Raw genomic sequence first — 21411 nt, 5'->3', positions numbered from 1 at the left:
GTCTTATGTCATTCGTCATTCGTCATTCCCAATCGGCTTCCCCTGTTCCCCTAGAAGGGCGGGTTTAGTCAAGTTATCAGTTTGGTGCAAAATGTTATCTGTCAAACCCGCCCCTACACCCTCTGCTCCCTCTGTCATACCCGCGATTTCTAATAGACGTTTCGCGATCGCATCCCAGGTATGATGGTGCTGTATCCTCTGTCTGGCGGCTTTTCCTAGCTGTTTGCCTAATTCAGGATTATGGTAGAGGCGCTCCAGGGTGGCGGCTAAGGCTACGGCGTCGCCTGGAGGACATAATAAACCATTAATTTCATCTTCAATTAATTCTCTCAATTGTCCAATACGACTCGCCACCACAGGTAATCCGGCTGCCATGTATTCATAGACTTTTAAGGGTGAAAAATAAAAGTCAGATTGGTGCGGATAAGGGGCAACGGCAACGGTCATTTTTGCTAAAATTTCAGGGATTTTATCAGGAGTAACAGCACCCGTAAAATGAGTCACATCTAATAATCCGCGTGCTGACAATTCTGTGACTAAATTATCTCGTTCGGGTCCATCCCCGACAATTAGTAGTCGCGTATTTATATACTTTTTATGTAGGGTGTCAAAGGCTTCGACTAAAACCGATAATCCATGCCAAGGCTTGAGAGTGCCAACAAATCCCACGGTGAATGTTTCTAAATGAATGGATAAGGCTGATTCAATACTACTGGAAAAACGCTCTGGGTTAACGCCATTAGCGATAATATGCACTCGTTTACTTACTCCCGGATATGTTTCTATATAAGTCTTAATTTCTTCAGAAACCGCAATAATTGCACTGGCTGTACTAAATACTTGTTGTGCCACTTGTTCTGCTAGCGTGCGCTCTACTAATCCCCGATGTTTTGCCTGTTCTTCAATCAAGGGAGCATTGACTTCTAAAATCCCTGGTATTCCCATAGACTTGGCATAATCCATTCCGGTAAAACTCCAGAGCGAGTAACGCTCATAAACTAAGTTGAAAATACCGTTATTCTCCAGTGCTATACGTAGATCAAGGTTAGCAGATAGGGCAGCTTGTTCACGGGCAGCTATTTCACCTTTGGGAATAGAGGGTAAACGATGAACAATGACATCGGCTAAATCCGGTGGCGGCTCACCACCAATTCGTGTGGCAAATAACTCAACCTGTATTCCTAGTTTTAGCCAAGCACGAATTACCTCCTGAACATGAATTGAGCAACCTTTTTGACCAAAAACGGGAATACCTGGATCAGCGCAAATGTAAGCAATTCGCATAATTTATAGTCTCAACAAACGACAAACAACTAACTTCATTTTTAACCCTATTTCCTCTCAACTATCCCTGTGTTATGTATAAAAAAAATAGGTCTGTAGGGGCGGGTTTCACCACTTAACTTTATTCTTGACCCTAATGTTACTAAACCCGCCCTGAATCAGGGATAAAATAAATAGGTCTGTAGGGGCGGGTTTCACCACTTAACTTTATTGTTGACCCTGATGTCAATAAACCCGCCCCGTCTCAAGTATGGAATAAAGGGTTATTTGACAAATGACAAGATATCCTGTTTGGTAACGCTTACGCTCAACCCAACCTACTTATACATTTTGTGCAAAACTCACATTATCCTGTTGATTAGTGGACGATATATGATTAGAAACAACTGGAGAAGACTGTAACTTATCTTGATTAACGACTTGATTAAAAATAGTCCGCAAAACCGCAGTATTGCGATAAATATCAAACTCTGACTCAATCAATTGCCGCGCTTTTGTTGCCAGTTTCACCCGTAAACTTGGATTAATCAGTAAGCGTTCTAGAGCATTTGCCAACGCCGGAGAATCATGTTGAGCCACCATTAATCCCGTCTCTTCATGACGCACAACTTCAGGAATTCCGGTTACATCAGTAGCCACACAAGGCGTACCCAGCGCCATCGTTTCCAGTAAAACCGTTGGTAAACCCTCACGATTTCCATCGCTACCAATAATATAAGGTGCAGCAAATACAGCCGCATTCTGGATATGCTCAAAGACTTCATTTTGAGGACGCGAACCAATAATTTCAACCGTTGATTCTAAACCGAGGCGTTGAATTTGCTCTCGTAGATTTGCTGCTAATGAACCTGAGCCAATAATTTGACAGTGAAACGAACAGCCGCGATGGGCAAGAATGGCACAAGCGTCAATTAAAACAGAAACCCCTTTTTTTTCGACCAATCGACTGACTGAAAGAATAGTGGGTGGGCGTTCTTGGGGAGATTTATACCCCAACTGGTTTAAATTCAAGCCATTATAAATGCGCTGGATAGGGGCGGATGCTGTACCATACATCTGTTGTAAATACTTGAGATTATAGTCACTAACCGTAATCACACTTGCCGCATCTTGTAGCTTCCGTTTCATGTCTTCCGGTTCGACACTTTCATGGAAAATATCCTTAGCATGAGCCGTGAAGGTATAAGTAATTCCGGCAAAGTGGGCAGCCAAACGAGCGACACTGGTTGCCACTGTACCAAAGTGGGCGTGGAGATGACTAATATTTTTTAACCGTACCTCTCGTGCTAACCAGGCGGCTTGATAAACGGTACTGGCTTTTTCCCCTTGAGCAAACTCTAATTTTGTCCAAAAATCGGGGATAATTTTACTGGCTTCCTGAAGTTCTGCCCAGAAGAAGCTAGCGGCTGTTGGGTTAAGGCTATTGAGAGACTCGCTCACTCGCCCTTGGATGGGTTTACGAATATAGTAAACTGGGGCGCGAACTTGGGAAATGATGTTTTGAAAATGAGTTTCCGCCGGAGGGCGTAGGGCAAAAATATCTATTTCTAATCCAGCGGCTTCATGGGCTAAAATTTCATTGACGACGAATGTTTCTGAGTAGCGTGGATAACGCTTGAGAACATAACCAACGCGGTTTAATTGTGTGGAAAGCATCATTGTTATGGGGGATTAGGTAAAGGTTGGATATGTAGGGGCGGGTTTAACCGATAACATTCCGGCATTTTCCCCCTCATCCCCTAACCCCTTCTCCCGACCCCCCTCGTTCCCCCCTACAAGAGGGGGGAGGACAGAGGATGCTTCGCTTTTGTTGCACCGGAGTTGGGGAACCGGATTCTCTTACTCCCCTCTCCCCGGCGTGGGAGAGGGGCTGGGGGAGAGGGGTTGAGCTTAAGTTGACAAGGATGCAAAATGCTTCGCCCCGACATAAACAAATGACTCTTGACAAATGACAAATCGGATTCCTGATTCAAGAATTACGAAACATTAACCATGGAAATAACTGGGGAATCAACAACAGATTCGAGTAAATGAGGCAAACGTGCCAACCCATGGAAATCGATGCGATCGCGTCGATGTGTCGATGTTCCCATTGTCTGCGATAGCCATTCCCTTAAAGCGGTGGGCGTGACATTATCGGGATGCAGCATATCAACTAATCCCAAATCCTGTAACCGTTTAGCCCGAATTAACTGTTCCTGGCGCGGTTTGACTCGTGGTACAATCAGCGCGGGTTTGTCAAAGGAAAGAACTTCATAAGTGGTGTTGTAGCCGCCCATGGTAATCACACAATCCGCCCGATTCAATAATTGGGTGGGTTCAGCCAGAAACTCCAACACTCGCAAACGGGGATGTTTTGCCGCGATTTGGTGTAGGTGTTGACGCACAGGAAGGGGCATAAATGGACCGGTTAAAATCACCCCGTTGGTGTCTGGAGGTAAAGGGGTTTGGGCAAACATTTCTGCCAGCTTATCCCCATCTTGCCCACCGCCAACCATACACACCGCCAGCCGCCCAAGGGGAAGATTTAGTGTGGCTAAGGGATCAACGTCGGGAGTATCCACAAATTCCAGTCGTTTGCGCTGATCAAAACAACCGGTATAACGCACCTTCGCGGCTATATCGGGGGAAAATTGACAATCCTCAACCAGATCAGAAATTCTAGGATCACCGTAAATCCACACCGCATCATAATACTTACGAATGATATCTTCATTCTCTGCTTGCTGCCATTCATGCTGTACTTTTATCGGATCATCAAGCACATCCCGTAAACCTAAAACACAACGAGTATCTGTTTGAGTATGCAAATACTCTAGGGTTAAATCTAATTCTCGAATTGCCCCCCGTGGCACATTATCGACAATGAAGACATCGGGTTGAAAGGATTCGACAGTCGCCCGAATAATATTAGCGCGGAGATTGACAATATGTTGTAGCGACAGATCCAAGCGACGGGATTGATATTGTCCATTGGTTCCTTTATGCAGGGCGGGAAGTGCCACATAATCTACGCCATCAGGGATGTGCAGATTACTTGCCTCACTCATGCCACTAATCAGCAGAATGTCCGTGGGTAAAGCAGACTGGGCAAGGGTTTGAGCCATTAACAAATTGCGTCGCTTATGACCCAAACCCATCGTATCATGGGAGTACAACACCACCCGCAATTTCCGAGTTCTAGCGCTATTCGGTTGGACAATCGCCGGAGATAGATGGGAAAACCACCCCGTATGAGCAGCATCAGTCGCACGACTTGTTAGTTCTCTGAAATGAAGATGCTGTGCAATTTCAGCGGTTTTAGGCTCAAAACTGGCGGCTCTTTCTCCATTCAAAAAACGTTCAATTGTGCGCGTTTGTGCTATCATTGTTATCTCCTGATGCTCCAAAATGTGGTTTCTTGTGATTGATGTATCCTTTAGGCGAGCAGGATGATAAAATTGAGGCTTTCCCCTAAAATTTATCTTGCTTTCTGATATCTTAACTTAAATTTAATAAACTGCCGTGAAAACAAGGTGATACTTTTATGAGAACTCTTTCATGTTTGTGATTAAGAAGGGAATAGAGAACGGGGAACGGGGAACGGGGAGAGACTTGACTGCCCATAAACGAAAAGAGACGTTGAAGATATAGCAGTAGACACATCGATTAGGACTTTCGGCACCATTGTAGAGACGCGCCATGGCGCGTCTCTACATAAATGATGTGTCCTAACCGCTATGGCGGTTGCTATAACGTCTCTAGATTTATCGGAAAAAATTATGATGATTATTAGGATAACTAATAATTTTGTCTCAGCGCAGCGTCTAATCAAGTACGGAGGCGATAACCCATGCCTCTAACGGTTTCAATTAAGTCACTGCCTAATTTTTTGCGTAAATAACCGATATAAACATCAACAATATTAGAACCCGGATCATAATCATACCCCCAAACATGACTGAGTAACTGTTCTCGGCTCATCACTTGTCCGGGATGGCGTAATAGGGTTTCTGCGAGGGTAAATTCGCGGGCGGAGAGTTCAACACGTTGACCCTTAACCCGAACCCGACGAGTCCGCAAATCTAAACTAACATGACCGATGGTGAGTACCATCTCCTCCTTGGTTTTCGGCAAATGGTTATTCCGCAACCGCAAGCGCACCCGGGCTAAAAGTTCTTCAAACCGAAAAGGTTTGGTCATGTAATCATCAGCCCCTCCCTCTAATCCAGCGACTTTATCACGGATGTCATCACGGGCGGTGAGAATTATAATTGGGATTTGTTCCCCCTGACCCCGTAATTCCTCTAGTACCTGTAAACCATCTTTACCGGGGAGTCCCAAATCCATAATCAGCAGGTCAAATTCGTGGGAGAGTGCCATATCCAGCGTCTCCCCCGCATCTATGGCTACGCTGGTGGTAAATCCTTTAGCCCGCAGCCCTTTTTCTAGAAATGAGGCAATCCGGGGTTCATCTTCAGCAATTAGAATTCGATTCATGAGGTAAATTATCTTGTCTTGACTCTAGAGGAAGAACAATCGTAAATTGAGCGCCAGCACCCAGTCGGCTGTTGAGTCTCACTTGTCCCCGATGCGCCTGGGCGATCGCTTGAACGATAGATAACCCCAAACCCGCGCCTTCAGAACGACGACGGCTGTTGGGGAGTCGAGCAAACCGCTCAAAAATCCGCTTTTGGTTAGCTGAGTCAATTCCTTTTCCAGTATCGCGAACCCAGAAATAGGCGTTATGGCGATTGATCGCAGAACCCAAGGCGATTTGCTCTCCCGCCTCGGTATGTTGGGTAGCATTTTCAGCCAGGTTCATGATTGCTTGCGTCAGGCGCTGACGATCAGCGACAATTTGACCAGACGCGATCGCATCCAATTGCCAGTTTCGTTCGGCTAAGGCTTTGGCTTTAGCAAAAAGTTCCTCGGTGAATGAGTCAATATCTATGATTTAAACCTGTAAAAAATCGCGCCATTCGGCTTTCGCTAACAGGAGTAAATCATTGACAAATCGGTTCATCCGATCCAATTCATCCAAGACTAATTCCAGAGTTTCCTGTTGAGTTTTTGGGTCATCGTCCCATAATTCCAGATGACCTCGGATAATCGTGATTGGTGTCCGTAATTCGTGACCCGCATCATTGATAAAGTCTCGCTGGCTAGTAAACGCCCGATGCAGACGATCCAGCATTTGATTCAGCGTAGTGGTCAGTTCTGCAATTTCACCCGTACCTTGTATAGGAATGCGTTGCGTCAGATCCGTTTCACTAATCGAACGCGCCGTTTCTGTAACCGAACGTAGGGGGGCGAGTACCCGTCCAGCAGCGATCCAAGCCACAATGGACGCAACCACCATCACAACCAACGTTACTTTAACAATCACCCAAACGACTTCATTAACTTCTTCCTTTTCATAGGCAATCACATTAGCGACAATAAACAGTCCCCGAATTTCTCCGCCAATTTCCACTGGTTCGGCATAGTAAAGAATCGGACCAACTGATGTTTCTTCCCAGCCTTTTGTGGGTTGGGTCAGCTTAGTCCAACGTTTAAGTAGCCATGCATCCGGTTGCAGGGGGTCAGGCAATGCTGTCGGACTAGATTGGTAGAATTGACCCTCAATAATGGTCAGCAGAAACTCTCCATCATTGGGAATATTACGGGATAGAAAAACCTCAAATAAACCGCCAATGTCATCACAAAATGGCTGACCCGTAAAGGGGTTTTTTCCTTGTTGAAACAATCGCTGGAACTCCTGCACCTCTTGGTTTAGAGAACTATCAATTCGTTTGTGCGTCTCCTCCAATAGAACTTGACGGATCAGCCCAACTGATGTACCCGTAAAGCAAACCATGAGCAGGACATACCAGGCAAGAAGACGAGTTCGTGCTTCCCAAAATAGATTACGCCAACCCCAACACCATTCAGTTTTATTCGCCTCATGATTTTGATCAGGTTTGGCTGAGGCGAGGTTGTTACCCAACTTAGTCACGTCGGTTCCCTGGTCGTTCGTCAGTTATCTTAAAACCTGATGTTGATCTGTGCGAATATGTTCCTGACTCTAGGTTTGTAAGTTAGGACACATCATTTGGTAGAGACGTTCCGGCGGAACGTCTCTACAAGGGTTTTGCTCAAAATACCCACCCCCTTCAAGGTGAAATTACGGAGATGGAATCCTCAACTCAGGTTCACACCCCGTAATTTCCACGAGGACTAATCAGAATCACTATGCAACAATTTATCAAAGTGGACAGTAAACCCACCATTTAACGCTGGGGTTCTCTCAGTCTTCTGATCCATTTTCAGGAGATGAAACCGGAATGGGTTGAGTTATAGATAAGGAGATTATCGCTGTCATGATTGTAGCCATATTTTTAAAGACGTTAATACCGGTTAGGCATTTTAAGGAGAGCAACAATGGTTAAAATTTTAGTGATTGAAGATGAGGAGTCTGTACGCGAGAATATCCTGGAACTGCTGGATGCAGAAGGGTTTGATGCGATTATCGCAGAAAATGGACAGAAGGGGTTGCATCTGGCACAACAGCATGATCCGGATTTAATTTTGTGCGATGTACTGATGCCAGAAATGGATGGTTATGGTGTTCTTTCTGCCTTGCGTTCTCAAGGTAAGACGGCTACTATTCCGTTCTTATTTCTCACCGCTAAAGCCGCTAAAACGGATATTAAGCAAGGGATGAATTTGGGCGCAAATGCCTATCTGACTAAGCCCTTTACCTTGGCAGAATTGCTGGATGCGATCGCGACTCATATTGGAGTGATCCATAGGTAGTGGTGCGTGAGGGGGTAAGGGCGGGTTTTGTTGTTCATGTGTTGGTGACAAGTGGTTTTAATGGCTAAACCCGCCCCTACAATTTTGACTCAATCCGATGGTTTAGAGGTGGAAATTAACCAGATAACGTTTATTCGAGGATTCGCCAATGTCAAACCTTTTATGTTTCATCCATTCATGACTTATGGCTATCTCATCCAAGCATCTATCAATTAACGCTAATGAACTGGGGACAATGGAGAATCATCTCTTAACCCTACAAGTGGCAATTATGCAGCAGATTGCCCAAGTAACGCAAGGACAATGTGTTCCTCAAGATGGGCTACAAACGACGGCGGATCAACTACGTCACGGTCTACAGGTTGACTCCTGTCTGATGTTTATAGTATCAGACTTTGAACCGATTACGACACCCTTTGAGGGAGAGGTAAAGGGAAAAAAAATACAAGAAAACCCGTATCAACTACTGCGAGGACAGGGGACTGTAGATGACTCATCCTCTCGGCTAATTTGTGAGTTTTATGGGAAATATTATACTTGGCTAATTCAGGGAAAACCACTGATTTTTCCGATCGCGGATGAACATCCCCCAGCGCCAATTCAAGAATGGCAGAGGCTTTCCGGTTTACCTCTGTTAATTCTACCCCTTTGTCATCGTCAATCCTATTTTGGGGCGATTAGCCTGATGGCGACGCAAGCGCAACGCCAATGGAGTCAGGCAGAAATTGATTGTGTCTGTGCGATCGCGTCTCAATGGGCGATAGTATTCTATCACATTCAACAAGAACAAGAGTACCACATTCAACAGCAAAAGCACCAGCAGGTTATTGCCGCTTTAAATCGGGCGGAATCCCGAAACAACGCGCTTTTGGAAATTATCCCTGATGCTTTGTTTCGGATTAACAGTGCGGGGATTTATTTAGATTGCTATGGCACAAAAACGGAAACGCTTTCTATTCCGGCTACCGATATTATCGGTAAACATTTACATCAAATACTGCCCACACAAGTGGCGGGATTAATTTGGGAACATATTGAACAAGCGCTAGAAACGAAAACCATTCAACGGGTGGAATATCAACTCTGGGTGAATGGCAAAGCCCGCAATTTTGAAGCCCGAATTGTTGCCAGTGGGTTTGAAGAAGTTTCTGTGATTGTCCAAGATGTCACGGATCGGGTGCAAATGCGACTCAGCCTAGAACAAGTGAATGATGCCTTAGAAATGCGTGTGGAAGAACGCACGGCGGCGTTAAGGAAAGTGAATGATGTTCTTCAAGCCGAAATTATCGAAAGAAAACGGATAGAGGAACAACTTCGCACCAGTGAAGAACAATTGCGACAACTGACAGAAAATATTCGCGAAGTCTTCTTTTTAACTACCCCTGATTTTAGCCAGATGATCTATATTAGTCCAGTGTATCAGGAGGTATGGGGACGTTCGACTAAAAGTTTATATGAACAACCTTCATCTTGGTTAGAATCCATTCATCCGGAGGATCGCGATCGCGTAACCCAAGCCTTACACAAACAGTCCCTTGGGGAAGCAAATTTCCAGGAAGAATATCGAATTGTTCGCCCCGATAGTTCAGTACGTTGGATGGGAGTACGGGCGTTTCCGGTGGTGAATGAGGCAGGAATTACTATCCGGATTGCGGGGATTGCGGAGGATATTACGGAACGCCAACGAGTGCAAGCAGAAATTCTCAATGCGTTGGCGCAAGAAAAGGAACTGAGTGACCTCAAATCCCGCTTTATTACGGTAACGTCTCACGAGTTTCGCACCCCTTTAACTACGATTCACTCGTCAGCCGAGTTACTGGAACATTATCGGCATAAATGGTCAGATGAGAAACAACAGATGCATTTGCATCGAATTCAAGGTTCGGTTAAGTATATGACCAAATTATTAAATGATGTATTAATTTTAGGCAAAACAGATGCAGGTAAACTTGCCTTAAGTCTAGAACCTATTAATTTGGAATTATTTTGTGTCACATTAGTGAAAGAGCTGCAACTTAATCAACCCGAACTCTCTGTTATTAACATCAGTTATGAGTGGGAACCGACCCTTGATGCCCAAGAAATCTATCTAGATAAGCAATTACTCCAGCAAATTTTAGAGAATGTGTTAAGCAATGCGATTAAGTATTCATCCTCCGAAGAAACGATTGAAGTTAAACTCAAAGGAAATCGCGAACAAATTACCCTGGAAATTCGCGATCGCGGCATTGGGATTCCCCTAGACGATCAAGACCGATTATTTGAAGCATTCCATCGGGGAACCAATGTTGGCACGATTCCGGGAACCGGATTAGGACTCACCATCGTTAAAAAATGTGTGGATATTCATCAGGGTAATATCGACATTAATAGTATCATCGGGGTTGGCACTACAGTAACCGTTACCTTACCTATTATAAAGTCATGAAAAAGATTCTAGTCATTGAAGATGAAGAACTCGTCCGGGAAAATATCTTAGAACTCTTGGACGCCGAAGGATTAGCCGGAATTGGCGCAACGAATGGTTATAAAGGGATCGATTTAGCCAAAGTCGAGAAACCCGATTTAATTATTTGTGATGTGATGATGCCGGGATTGGATGGGTATAGTGTGTTAAAAACACTGCGTCAGGAGACAACATTTGCCACCACACCCTTTATTTTCTTGACCGCTAAAGCGGCTAAAGCCGACTTTCGTCAAGGGATGGAATTAGGGGCAGATGATTACCTGACTAAACCCTTTACCCGGGCAGAATTACTCGGCGCGATCGCGACTCGGTTTAAAAAGCAACAGCAGTATCGTAGTGAACTTGAGCAAGCAAAGGATCAACTCGATTATTTAATGTATCATGACTCCTTAACCAATTTGCCTAATCAGTTATCCTTACGCGAGCAATTTAAACAGATAAAATCGACGCATAGCCAGCAATTAATGACAGTTATGTGTGTCGGTTTAGATCGATTTAATCAAATTAATGACGACTTAGGGCATAGTGTAGGCGATCGCTTATTACAAGCAGTAGCCCAACGTTTAGTTAACGGAGTCACCTCTGAGGATTATGTAGCACGATTAGGCAGCGGTCAATTTGCGATTATTCTGCCCACAACCCCCCATAAAAAAGATGCCGTTTTCGTTGCCCAAACTCTCTTAGAACAATTTTCCCAAACCTTTGCCATTGATGACCAAGAAATCTTTGTCACCGCTAGTATTGGCATGGCACTCTATCCCCGTGATGGCAGGGATATTGAACAGTTACTGAATCAGGCAAATAAAGCCATGTTTCAGGCAAAACAACAGGGAGGAAATTGCCATCAGTTTTACTCGATTGCCTTAAGTAAAGGAACCTCAGATCGGGTGGCATTAAAAACGAGTTTACGCTATGCCTTAGAACGAGATGAACTTCAGGTTTACTATCAACCCCAACTTAATTTGGAAACAGGTAAAATCATCGGTGCGGAAGCCCTGTTGCGCTGGGAACATCCCGAACGGGGACTGGTTTCTCCGATTAAATTTATTCCTTTAGCCGAAGAAACGGGATTAATCCTGCCGATTGGGGAATGGGTGTTAAAAACGGCTTGCCAGCAAACGCGCGATTGGCAAAAAATGGGTTATCCTCATTTAAAAATCGCCGTCAATTTATCCGGGCGTCAATTTCAACAATTAGACTTGCGTCATCGGTTAGTCAAAATTTTCACCGAAACCGGATTGCGCCCGGAGTATTTAGAATTAGAATTAACGGAGAGTATGCTGGTGGAAAATACCGATGTAGCGATTCGCCGCTTACAGGCATTAAAAGCGCTGGGTGTGGAGATTGCCATTGATGATTTTGGCACAGGGTATTCGTCTTTAAGCTATTTACAGCAATTTCCCTTTGATACCTTGAAAATTGACCGCTGTTTTATTCGCAATATTCAGGATAATCCGAGTCAGGCGGCAATTACCCAAGCGATTATTGAAATGGCAAATACGCTGGATTTAAAATTAGTGGCGGAAGGGGTGGAAACGGATGCGGAACTTTCCTTTGTGGTGCAGCATCACTGTCATAAAATGCAAGGGTATCTGTTTAGTAAGCCTTTGCCCGCTAAGGAATTTGAATCTTTATTATTCAGCGGAAAAGCTTTAGTGGGGATAAAATAGCAAGCCTTGGGTTAAAACCCAAGTCTTAAAGCGAAAGTCGTCTAAAGACGACTGCATATCTAGTCTGAGTCCATTTTAATGGACTTAAGCTATGAGCCAAGAACTTGAGTTCTTGGCGGGTGTCGGGGCTTACCGACAGAGGTGCAAACTATCAGATGTAACCCTTCAGTTCCCGCGTAGTAAATCTGTTTTAATTTATGCAAAAAATGTTGATAACAACCATGAAAAAAATTCTAATTATCGAAGACGAAGAAACCGTCCGGGAAAATCTCATGGAATTGCTGGAAGCTGAGGATTTTGAAGTCTGCGGCGCTGGCGATGGTTGTGCGGGATTGGATTTAGTACCGCAGTATCAACCGGATTTAATTTTATGTGATGTGATGATGCCCAAATTAGATGGGTTTGGCGTCTTAAATACATTACGGAAAAATCCTGTAACCGCCACCATTCCATTTATGTTTCTCACCGCCCGCACCGATAAAACGGATTTGCGTCAAGGGATGGAACTAGGGGCAGATGATTATATTACCAAGCCCTTTAGTGTCGATGAATTACTGAATGCCATTGCCTCCCGGTTACAAAAACAAGCGATAATTGAGGAACAACAAACCCAAAAACTCGACCAGTTACGCACCAGTATCAGTCTGTCTCTCCCTCACGAAATGCGATCGCCGCTAACGAATATCCTGGGATTTTCCCAGTTATTAGTGGAGGAAGCGGATACCCTGGAACGGAATGAAATTAAGGAAATGTCGGAAAGTATCCGTAAATCAGGTGAACGATTACATCGACTGATTCAAAACTTTTTACTCTACGCCGAACTGGAACTCACCGTAACGGATGCGAATCGGATTCAAGCCTTACGCAGTTCTCGAACCAGTTCCGCCGCCTCAATGATTGAAACCATGGTTTGGCAACAGGCGAAACGCAGAAATCGAGAGGCTGATGTCAAGCTTGATGTACATGATTCCAGTCTACAAATTGCCAAAACTCGGATGGAGAAAATTGTCGAAGAATTAGTGGATAATGCGTTAAAATATTCGACCCCTGGCACTCCGGTTTCGGTAACGGGGAGGACGGTTCCCAATCAATCATTCTACGCCTTATCAGTTAGCGATCGCGGACGGGGGATGAGTCAGGAACAAATTACCAAGTTGGGGGCATATCAGCAGTTTGAACGTAAACTGTATGCCCAACAAGGGACAGGATTGGGATTGAGTATCAGTAAGCGGTTAATCGAACTGTTGGGGGGAACTTTAACCATTGATAGCGTACCCAATCAACACACCACCGTTCGCGTTCTTCTTCCTGTTTAATCCGGGAAGCTGGGGAAGCAATGTAGAGACGCGCCATGGCGCGTCTGGAAGCTGGGGGGAGCGAAGTCGAGGTGTTGCCTATTGCCTATTGCCTATTCCCTATTGCCTATTCCCTGTTCCCTGTTCCCTGTTCCCTAACAAATGACAAATAACAAATGACCAAGCTACCCTAGGGAAGCGGGATTTGACTGATTTTGGTTTCAGTTATGGCAGGACACAGTAAGTGGGCAAATATTAAGCGCCAGAAGGCGAGAGTGGACGCAGCGAAGGGGAAAACCTTTGCCAAACTCTCACGGGAGATCATTGTAGCTGCCCGTAGTGGCGTTCCTGACCCGAATGGGAATTTCCGGTTACGCACCGCGATTGAGAAGGCGAAGGCGGCGGGTATTCCCAATGATAATATTGACCGGGCGATCGCGAAAGGGTCAGGTCAGTTTGATAGTGGTAGCGACAACCTGGAAGAGATTCGTTATGAGGGCTATGGTCCTGGAGGTGTGGCGATTCTGATTGAAGCCCTTACCGATAATCGTAACCGCACGGCGGCAGATTTGCGATCGGCGTTTACTAAGAATGGCGGGAATCTGGGGGAAACGGGTTGCGTTAGTTGGATGTTTGAACAAAAAGGGGTGGTGACGGTAGCGGGTGAGGTGTCCGAGGATCGGCTATTGGAAGCATCACTGGCTGGGGGGGCGGAAACTTATGAGTGGATTGAAGACGACGAGGAACCGGGGGTGGAAGTTGTCACCGAGGTAACCAATCTAGAACACCTGAATCAAACCTTACAGGATCAAGGCTTCAGCGTGTGCGATGCTGAGTTACGTTGGATACCGGGGAATAGTGTCGAAATTACTGATCCGGATGTGGCGCGATCGCTCCTAAAATTAATGGATGCCCTAGATGAGTTGGATGATGTGCAGAATGTCACCGCCAATTTTGAAATGGCAGATGATTTGGTGTCGTTGACGATGGCGTGAGAGGAGAGTTGGGGCACGACATTGCTATGCCTCTATTTTTTGGGCTACCATACCTGACATAAGACATAAGACGAATGACGGATGACAACCATTACCATTCGTGAACAGGACTCAACTGATAGCGGATTTACGGCGACTCTCAGTTTTGATGGGCGGGTCAATTATCCGATCGCGATTACTGATCCTTTCACCCCGAAACAAGAACAGATTCTGGAATGGTATTTTGAGGAATGGTTGGTGTTTCCTCAATTGGGAACAGTGAAGGCGGAACAGGCGAAGGAATCGGTTAAGGGTTACGGGGAACAATTATTTGAGCAGGTATTTAGAACTAATATTGATGCCTATAGCGAGTATCGGCAGATCCGGGGGAATTTAAGTCAGCTACAAATTGAGATTGAAAGCCAGACGCCAGAGTTTCAAGCGCTGCATTGGGAAGCGCTGCGTGATCCGGATTTACCGCGTCCCCTGGCGGTGGATTGTCTGATGCTAAGGAAGCATACTAAATCGGTGCCGATTGGGGCAAGTATGCCACCGTTTCCGGTGATTAATTTACTCTTGGTAACCGCACGACCCGATGAAGAAAGGGATGTCGGATATCGTACCATTTCCCGTCCGTTAATTGAAGCGATTGAGACGGCAAAGTTACGGGTGAATGTGGAGTTATTGCGTCCGGCTACTTATCAAGCGTTATCGAAACAGTTAGAGGAGAAAGGGGCGGGATATTATCATATTATTCATTTTGACGCCCATGGCTCGTTGATGAGTTATGAGCAAGTGCAGCAGGGGATAGAAAAGAAGCGGTACACGTTTCAAGCGCGGTGGGGGCGAGAGGATATTGATCCGTATGAAGGGGTGAAGGCGTTTCTGTTTTTGGAGGGGGAAACTCAGGGAAAGGCTGATCCGGTGGAGGCGTCGGAGTTGGCGGATTTGTTGACCGGAAAGGGGATTCCGGTTTGTATTTTAAATGCTTGTCAATTGGGGAAACAAATTCCCCCCCTTGTTAAGGGGGGGACAGGGGGGGATCAAACCAATGCGTCGCCAGAGTTTGCCGAAAATAAGGGGGAACAGGATGGTGAGTTGAGATCCCCCCCAGCCCCCCTTCAAAAGGGGGGAGAAAACGCCCCAGCCTCTCTTCAAAAAGGGGGAGAAAACGCCCCAGCCTCTCTTCAAAAAGGGGGAGAAAACGCCCCAGCCTCTCTTCAAAAGGGGGGAGAAAACGCCCCAGCCCTCCGGGGAGAAAACGCCCGTGAAACCAGTTTAGGCAGTCGCCTGATGGCGGCGGGGATGCAGATGGTGGTGGCGATGGGCTATTCGGTAACGGAAACGGCTGCATCCTTATTAATGGAAACTGTCTATCAGCAAGTCTTTGCCCAAAAGACGATTCGGGAAGCCCTACGCCTGGGACGCCGCGAACTCTACAATAATAAACAACGTAAAGCCTATTATAACCAAAGCATCGACTTAGAAGACTGGCTTTTACCTGTGGTTTATACCAATCAACCCGTTAATCTGAATTTACGGGAATTTACGCCCCAGGAAGAAGAAGATTATTATGCGGCGCGTCAGCAGCAGTATCAGTTTACTCCACCTACCTATGGCTTTGTTGGGCGGGATTTGGAGATTCTCAAGATAGAAAAGGCGTTGCTGCGCCATCCTATTTTACTGTTGCGGGGGATGGGGGGAACCGGGAAAACGACGCTACTGAATTATTTACGGGAATGGTGGCAAACGACTCATTTTGCTGAAGCCATCTTTTATTTTGGCTATGACACAAAAGCCTGGACTTTAAAGCAAATCCTGCGGGAGATAGGGAAGCAGGTTTATGAGAGGTTCGAGTTCAGCCGATTTCAGGCGATGAATCAGGCGGCGCAGGTGCAGAAATTGGCAGATAAACTGAAAACGGAGAATCATATCCTGATTTTGGATAACTTGGAATCGGTGACGGGGAAACGGTTGGCGATTAAACATACGTTATCCAAGACTAAGCGACAAGAAATCCAGGACTTTCTCAGCCGATTAGTCGGTGGGAAGACGCGGGTGGTGTTGGGTTCCCGCAGTGGTGAGGAGTGGTTACAGGGGACGTTTGGCGATAATGTGTATCGGTTACAGGGATTAGATGTTCAGGCGCGTTCAGAGTTGGCGCAAAAGATATTAGAACGGTATTTACCCGCAAAGGCGATTCCGAAGATACGGGAAGATGAGGCGTTTATCCGATTAATGAAACTCTTGGCGGGGTATCCTTTGGCGATGGAGGTAGTGTTGGCGAATCTGAAGCAGCAATCCCCGGCGGAGATTGTCGCGGGGTTGGAGAAGGCGGATATTGCGTTGGATTCGGGGAGTGAGGATAAGACGGAGAGTATTGTTCAATGTGTGGACTATTCCCATCGGAATTTGTCGGCGGCGGCGCAGCAATTGTTGTTGTGTTTAGCGCCGTTTAGTGGGTTTATTTTTAGGGGTGGGATTGGGAATTATGTGAATGAGTTGCAGCAGTTAGCCCCGTTTCAGGATTATCCGTTTGAAGAGTTTGAGGCGGCGATTCAAGAGGCGATTAATTGGGGGTTGTTGTCGAACCTCTCCCCCAGCCCCTCTGAATCCCCCCAACCCCCCTTTGAAAGGGGGGCTAATGAGAGTCTGTTGCGGATTCAGCCGGTTTTTCCTTATTTCTTGCGGATGAAGCTGAATCAACAGGATACAGCGATGCGGGAAGCGTTGCGGGAGGGGTTTAAACGTCACTATTTGACGTTGGCGGGTGTTTATCAGCAGTTGATGAAATCGCAGCAGGCGCAAGAACGACAACAGGGGATTTTCTTCTGTCAACTGGAGTATGAAAATCTCTATAATGCCCTACAACTCTGTTTAGAGAAACAGGAAACGGTGGATATCTTTTTCTGTTTGGATGAATACTTTGTGAAGATTAATGATATCCAGCGTAATCTCCAACTCTCAGAATTCGTCTGTCAGGCACAAGCAGTATATCCGGCATCATTACACAGAGGTGAAATTGGGCTGGAAATTGTCATGGCACAGGATCGGTTAGCCTATTGTTATCTAGAAACCCAGAATTATACTCAAGCCCAAGCTGCTTATCAGCAGGTGCTGGAACTTACCCAACAGCTTACCGGGGTAGAGGAGAGACAGAAACAGAATGCACTGGCTAGCACCTATCACAATTTAGGAGCAGTTGCCCAAGAGTTACGGGAGTATGAGCAGGCAAAGCGATACTATCAGCAAGCTCTGGATATTAACATTGAATTTCGCGATCGCTACGAGCAAGCTAGCACCTATCACCAGTTAGGAAGGGTTGCCGAAGAGTTACGGGAGTATGAGCAGGCAAGGCTATACTATCAGCAGGCTCTGGATATGTTTATTGAATTTCGCGATCTCTTCTCTCAAGCTAGCACCTATCACCAGTTAGGAACTGTTGCCTACTAGTTACGGGAGTATGAGCATGCAAGGCAATACTATCAGCAGGCTCTGGATATTTACATTGAATTTAGCGATCGCTTCTCTCAAGCTGGCACCTATCACGGGTTAGGAATGGTTGCCCAAGAGTTACGGGAGTATGAGCAGGCAAGGCTATACTATCAGCAGGCTCTGGATATTTTTATTGAATTTCGCGATCGCTTCTCTCAAGCTAGCACCTATCACCAGTTAGGAAATGTTGCTGGAGAGTTAGGGGAGTATGAGCAGGCAAGGCAATACTATCAGCAGGCTCTGGATATTTACATTGAATTTAGCGATCGCTACAATCAAGCTAAAACCTATCATTGTTTAGGATTACTGGCAGAAGCCCAGGAAAACTACGCTGAAGCGAGGGTGAATTTACAGACAGCTTTAGAGATATATCTAGAGTATCAGGATGACTATTGGGCTGGTGTAGCGCGAGAAATCTTAGAACGCCTCCCAGATTGAGACGGGCACGATAGTATCGTGCCCCTACCCTATCAATTATCCCTGGGTGTCGTAGGGGTACGGCATATAGCATCCGTGTCAACTTAAGGTAGAAAACCAATGCTGGCAAGGTTTTAAACCGTGTCGATCTACTCCTCAACATTTCCCCCTCATCCCCTAACCCCTTCTCCCGACCCCCCTCGTTCCCCCCTACCCCCCTCATTCCCCCCAACAAGAGGGGGGAGGACAGAGGATGCTTCGCTTTTTTTGCAGGGGGGAGGACAGATGATGCTTCGCTTTTGTTGCACGGGAGAAGGGGAACCGGACTCTCTTGCTCCCCTCTCCCCTGAGTGGGAGAGGGGCTGGGGGAGAGGGGTTGAGCTTAAGTTGACACGGATGCACGTCGGTGCGCCCCTACCTGTTTTCCACCGTGAATTGTAGGGAATTCTGCCTAGACGCGATCATTCCACACCTTTTGTCTTGCCACTCTGCCGCGATGATACAATATCAACGATAGGGAATAGGTTTACCAACAGGTTCGGTGGGCATGGTGTGGGAGGTTGAGTATACCGATGAATTTGAGGAATGGTGGATAACACTCGACGAAGCAACGCAAATTTCTATTGATGTTGCTGTTAGATTACTTGAAGAAAGGGGACCAAATCTCCCGTTTCCTTACACTTCAAAGGTGAAACTGTCTCGTCATTCCCAAATGAGAGAACTACGTGTACAGCACAAAGGGGAACCCTACCGCATACTTTATGCTTTTGATCCGCGTCGGGTTGCTGTACTACTTTTAGGGGGTAATAAAGGGGGAAATGATCGGTGGTATGACGAGAATATCCCCAAAGCCGATTTACTCTACGACGAACTTTTGCAGGAATTATCGGATGAGGGTTTGATATGAAACGAAAGCCAATCAGTGAGTTAAGAAAACAAATGACGCCTGAACAACTAGCCGAGAGTCAAACTCGCGCTCAACTGGCGTCGTTGTCTCTGACTCTAGCCGAGTTACGTCAATCTCTCGGTGTTACCCAACAAGATATGACCGAGGAACTTGGTGTTATTCAGTCTGCTTTGTCTAAACTGGAAAATCAAGAGGACATTCAAATTTCTACTCTATACCGCTATATTAAGGCTCTGGGTGGAACGCTCCAACTGGTTGCCCATTTCCCGGATAGAGATGTGATTATTTCTCAGTTCGAGTCTTAGGGACGGGAGGGGGATCTAAAAGGGGGACGGAAGGGGAACCAGATCCAATAAAACCTACTAAAATAAAAGAATCCTTGCCCTCTTCAACAATAGCCAGGGCAACGGCAATCTTCACATCAGGAGACAGTACCATGTCCTATCACAATATTAGTGCCAGCCTCTCCGACACCGATATCGAAGAAATCAACACCGCCTTACAAACCATCGAACAGAAGCTACCCTTTCTGATCAACCTCAGCCCCAAAGAACGCCATGATCTGTATAAAATGGGCGATAAAAGTTTAGCCTTTGTCAACAATAGCCTCAACGCCGCCCAAACGAACTCTGGCATTCTCCCCGCCAATTTCAACACGGAGGAATTCGAGCGCGACTATCAACTGGCGTTGCGTCTTTCCGAGTTACTCATCCGACTCCAGCAACTGTCAGAAAAGGTGGATGATACCCTGATAGCGGTGGGAAGTGAAGCGATGAAAAGCAGCTTAACCGTGTATGACTACGTGAAAATGGCATCGAAAACCACACCGGGCTTAAAAAGCGTGGCGGAGCAGTTAAAGGAACGCTTTAAAGGCGTGAAAACCAAAGGGAATGGGGGTTCCTCACAGGATGAATCAAGCCCTGAGAGTGATGAGTGACGCTCTGAGCGTGGTGGGAGGACGCTCTGAGCGTGGTGGGAGACGCTCCGAGCGTGGTGGGAGGACGCTCTGAGCGTGGCGGGAGACGCTCCTAGCGTGGTGGGAGGACGCTCCTAGCGTGGTGGGAGACGCTCCTAGCGTGGTGGGAGGACGCTCCTAGCGTGGTGGGAGACGCTCCTAGCGTGGTGAGGGGACGCTCTGAGCGTGGTGAGGGGACGCTCTGAGCGTGGTGGGAGACGCTCTGAGCGTGGTGAGGGGACGCTCTAAGCGTGGTGGTGGAGTCTCAAGGCGACAAACGTTACCCGAACAATAGCGGTTAGGACACATAGTAGAGACGTTCCGCCGGAACGTCTAGAACAACAGGAAAGGAAAGTCCGAATAGATGTGTATACAAATAGAAAGGTGCGTTACGCTTCGCTAACACACCCTACAAATAGAAAGGTGCATTACGCTAGCGTGGCGGGAGGACAAAAAAGTTGAGGCAGGACATCGATTTGGTCGATTAAAATCAAATAGCAAAGTGGAGACGTATCACAAACAATGGTCATTCGTTTGGATAACCTTGGCTACGGCTTGAAGATCCTGTTCTAGGTCTGCCTCAGTATAGTGTAGATACGCTCCTTCTCGTTTCAGAAATTCATCAACGGCTAAACGAGAAGGTAAATTAAGCATTCGTCGGACTTCACCTGCGGTAAGGATACCCGATTTATAAGCTTGAGCCGCCATAATTTCTAATGAGCGCTGGGGCAAATTGTGCCATTTTGCTGTCAAACGACTACCAATATCATCCGGTATTTCAAGGCTAATTTGCATATTAAATAATGCTTGGCTGTCTGGTTTATTAGAATTTATATTAATTATAGTCGTTAAGGTAGGTTGGGTTTCGGCTTCGCTCAACCCAACAGATGCTTCGGAAACAGAATTGATGCACCAATACCAGATAATAGGGTAGGGGCACGATAATATCCATTGGTGTCAACTTAAGCTAAACCCCTCACCCCCAGCCCCTCTCCCACGCCGGGGAGAGGGGAGCAAGAGCATCCGATCCCCCTTCTCCCGTGCAACAAAAACGAAGTATCCTCTGTCATCCCCCCTGCCAAAAAAGCGAAGCATCCTCTGTCCTCCCCCCTCTTGTAGGGGGGAACGAGGGGGGTAGGGGGGAACGAGGGGGGTCGGGAGAAGGGGTTA

18 protein-coding genes are annotated in these 21411 nt (G+C 46.4%); 11 read left to right on the top strand and 7 right to left on the bottom strand.

Going from position 1 to position 21411, the window contains the following annotated elements; translation table 11 throughout:
- Positions 1–15: 15 nt before the first annotated feature.
- The 6 genes from RH949_RS13060 to RH949_RS13035 form a co-directional block, all read right to left on the bottom strand.
- Positions 16–1284: a glycosyltransferase family 4 protein gene (locus RH949_RS13060; RefSeq protein ID WP_446353624.1), complete on the bottom strand. Its 1269-nt coding sequence runs from the start codon at positions 1282–1284 to the stop codon at positions 16–18.
- Positions 1285–1605: 321 nt separating this feature from the next.
- Positions 1606–2940, bottom strand: a complete 1335-nt coding sequence (locus tag RH949_RS13055; RefSeq protein WP_446353646.1) for a glycosyltransferase — start codon at positions 2938–2940, stop codon at positions 1606–1608.
- 320 nt (positions 2941–3260) lie between these two features.
- Positions 3261–4652 (bottom strand): glycosyltransferase family protein, encoded by a 1392-nt coding sequence (locus RH949_RS13050; protein WP_446353622.1) that lies wholly within the window; start codon positions 4650–4652, stop codon positions 3261–3263.
- Between the two features lie 442 nt (positions 4653–5094).
- Positions 5095–5763, bottom strand: coding sequence for a response regulator transcription factor (locus RH949_RS13045; protein WP_006098579.1), 669 nt, complete (start codon positions 5761–5763; stop codon positions 5095–5097).
- On the bottom strand, positions 5741–6148 hold the full coding sequence (locus tag RH949_RS13040; RefSeq protein ID WP_446353619.1) for a sensor histidine kinase: 408 nt from the start codon (positions 6146–6148) through the stop codon (positions 5741–5743). The genes RH949_RS13045 and RH949_RS13040 overlap by 23 nt, the downstream gene beginning before the upstream one ends.
- A 72-nt stretch (positions 6149–6220) precedes the next feature.
- The gene (locus RH949_RS13035) at positions 6221–7261 is read right to left on the bottom strand and encodes a histidine kinase dimerization/phospho-acceptor domain-containing protein (protein ID WP_446353617.1); all 1041 of its coding nucleotides are present in this window, start codon (positions 7259–7261) and stop codon (positions 6221–6223) included.
- A 425-nt stretch (positions 7262–7686) separates the two neighbouring features.
- On the opposite strand from RH949_RS13035, the gene RH949_RS13030 reads away from it, so the two are divergent.
- The 11 genes from RH949_RS13030 (at position 7687) to RH949_RS12980 (ending at position 20223) form a co-directional block, all read left to right on the top strand.
- On the top strand, positions 7687–8061 hold the full coding sequence (locus RH949_RS13030) for a response regulator transcription factor (protein ID WP_006098599.1): 375 nt from the start codon (positions 7687–7689) through the stop codon (positions 8059–8061).
- Between the two features lie 60 nt (positions 8062–8121).
- The gene (locus RH949_RS13025) at positions 8122–8277 is read left to right on the top strand and encodes a hypothetical protein (protein ID WP_006098504.1); all 156 of its coding nucleotides are present in this window, start codon (positions 8122–8124) and stop codon (positions 8275–8277) included.
- 19 nt (positions 8278–8296) lie between these two features.
- The gene (locus RH949_RS13020; protein WP_446353614.1) at positions 8297–10489 is read left to right on the top strand and encodes a sensor histidine kinase; all 2193 of its coding nucleotides are present in this window, start codon (positions 8297–8299) and stop codon (positions 10487–10489) included.
- The gene (locus tag RH949_RS13015; protein ID WP_446353612.1) at positions 10486–12198 is read left to right on the top strand and encodes an EAL domain-containing response regulator; all 1713 of its coding nucleotides are present in this window, start codon (positions 10486–10488) and stop codon (positions 12196–12198) included. Before RH949_RS13020 ends, RH949_RS13015 begins: the two co-directional genes overlap by 4 nt.
- A 221-nt stretch (positions 12199–12419) precedes the next feature.
- Positions 12420–13514 (top strand): hybrid sensor histidine kinase/response regulator, encoded by a 1095-nt coding sequence (locus tag RH949_RS13010; RefSeq protein WP_446353610.1) that lies wholly within the window; start codon positions 12420–12422, stop codon positions 13512–13514.
- A 206-nt stretch (positions 13515–13720) separates the two neighbouring features.
- Positions 13721–14488 (top strand): YebC/PmpR family DNA-binding transcriptional regulator, encoded by a 768-nt coding sequence (locus tag RH949_RS13005; protein ID WP_044204651.1) that lies wholly within the window; start codon positions 13721–13723, stop codon positions 14486–14488.
- An 81-nt stretch (positions 14489–14569) separates the two neighbouring features.
- Complete coding sequence (locus RH949_RS13000; protein WP_446353608.1) at positions 14570–17920, top strand: CHAT domain-containing protein; 3351 nt, start codon at positions 14570–14572, stop codon at positions 17918–17920.
- Positions 17921–17962: 42 nt separating this feature from the next.
- Positions 17963–18400 carry a tetratricopeptide repeat protein gene (locus tag RH949_RS12995; RefSeq protein ID WP_446353644.1) on the top strand — a complete coding sequence of 146 codons (438 nt, stop codon included), beginning with the start codon at positions 17963–17965 and terminating at the stop codon, positions 18398–18400.
- 526 nt (positions 18401–18926) lie between these two features.
- Positions 18927–19286 (top strand): type II toxin-antitoxin system RelE/ParE family toxin, encoded by a 360-nt coding sequence (locus tag RH949_RS12990; RefSeq protein WP_044204653.1) that lies wholly within the window; start codon positions 18927–18929, stop codon positions 19284–19286.
- The gene (locus RH949_RS12985) at positions 19283–19591 is read left to right on the top strand and encodes an XRE family transcriptional regulator (RefSeq protein ID WP_006098483.1); all 309 of its coding nucleotides are present in this window, start codon (positions 19283–19285) and stop codon (positions 19589–19591) included. Before RH949_RS12990 ends, RH949_RS12985 begins: the two co-directional genes overlap by 4 nt.
- Positions 19592–19722: 131 nt before the next feature.
- On the top strand, positions 19723–20223 hold the full coding sequence (locus tag RH949_RS12980; protein WP_006098572.1) for a hypothetical protein: 501 nt from the start codon (positions 19723–19725) through the stop codon (positions 20221–20223).
- A gap of 531 nt (positions 20224–20754) precedes the next feature.
- On the opposite strand, the gene RH949_RS12975 is transcribed toward RH949_RS12980, so the two are convergent.
- The gene (locus RH949_RS12975) at positions 20755–21036 is read right to left on the bottom strand and encodes a UPF0175 family protein (RefSeq protein ID WP_044204919.1); all 282 of its coding nucleotides are present in this window, start codon (positions 21034–21036) and stop codon (positions 20755–20757) included.
- Positions 21037–21411 lie beyond the last annotated feature (375 nt).

It is taken from the genome of Coleofasciculus sp. A1-SPW-01 (genome assembly GCF_040217205.1).
Classification (GTDB): domain Bacteria; phylum Cyanobacteriota; class Cyanobacteriia; order Cyanobacteriales; family Coleofasciculaceae; genus Coleofasciculus; species Coleofasciculus chthonoplastes_A.
Note: the sequence above shows the minus strand (reverse complement) of the source record. Positions and strands in the feature narration are given on the sequence as shown.

Excerpts from the sequence above, each read along its gene's own strand:
- RH949_RS13060 (WP_446353624.1), bottom strand. The coding sequence starts at position 1,284 with ATGCGAATTGCTTACATTTGCGCTGATCCAGGTATTCCCGTTTTTGGT.
- RH949_RS13055 (WP_446353646.1), bottom strand. The coding sequence starts at position 2,940 with ATGCTTTCCACACAATTAAACCGCGTTGGTTATGTTCTCAAGCGTTAT.
- RH949_RS13050 (WP_446353622.1), bottom strand. The coding sequence starts at position 4,652 with ATGATAGCACAAACGCGCACAATTGAACGTTTTTTGAATGGAGAAAGA.
- RH949_RS13045 (WP_006098579.1), bottom strand. The coding sequence starts at position 5,763 with ATGAATCGAATTCTAATTGCTGAAGATGAACCCCGGATTGCCTCATTT.
- RH949_RS13030 (WP_006098599.1), top strand. The coding sequence starts at position 7,687 with ATGGTTAAAATTTTAGTGATTGAAGATGAGGAGTCTGTACGCGAGAAT.
- RH949_RS13025 (WP_006098504.1), top strand. The coding sequence starts at position 8,122 with ATGGCTAAACCCGCCCCTACAATTTTGACTCAATCCGATGGTTTAGAG.
- RH949_RS13020 (WP_446353614.1), top strand. The coding sequence starts at position 8,297 with ATGGAGAATCATCTCTTAACCCTACAAGTGGCAATTATGCAGCAGATT.
- RH949_RS13015 (WP_446353612.1), top strand. The coding sequence starts at position 10,486 with ATGAAAAAGATTCTAGTCATTGAAGATGAAGAACTCGTCCGGGAAAAT.
- RH949_RS13010 (WP_446353610.1), top strand. The coding sequence starts at position 12,420 with ATGAAAAAAATTCTAATTATCGAAGACGAAGAAACCGTCCGGGAAAAT.
- RH949_RS13005 (WP_044204651.1), top strand. The coding sequence starts at position 13,721 with ATGGCAGGACACAGTAAGTGGGCAAATATTAAGCGCCAGAAGGCGAGA.
- RH949_RS13000 (WP_446353608.1), top strand. The coding sequence starts at position 14,570 with ATGACAACCATTACCATTCGTGAACAGGACTCAACTGATAGCGGATTT.
- RH949_RS12990 (WP_044204653.1), top strand. The coding sequence starts at position 18,927 with ATGGTGTGGGAGGTTGAGTATACCGATGAATTTGAGGAATGGTGGATA.
- RH949_RS12985 (WP_006098483.1), top strand. The coding sequence starts at position 19,283 with ATGAAACGAAAGCCAATCAGTGAGTTAAGAAAACAAATGACGCCTGAA.
- RH949_RS12980 (WP_006098572.1), top strand. The coding sequence starts at position 19,723 with ATGTCCTATCACAATATTAGTGCCAGCCTCTCCGACACCGATATCGAA.
- RH949_RS12975 (WP_044204919.1), bottom strand. The coding sequence starts at position 21,036 with ATGCAAATTAGCCTTGAAATACCGGATGATATTGGTAGTCGTTTGACA.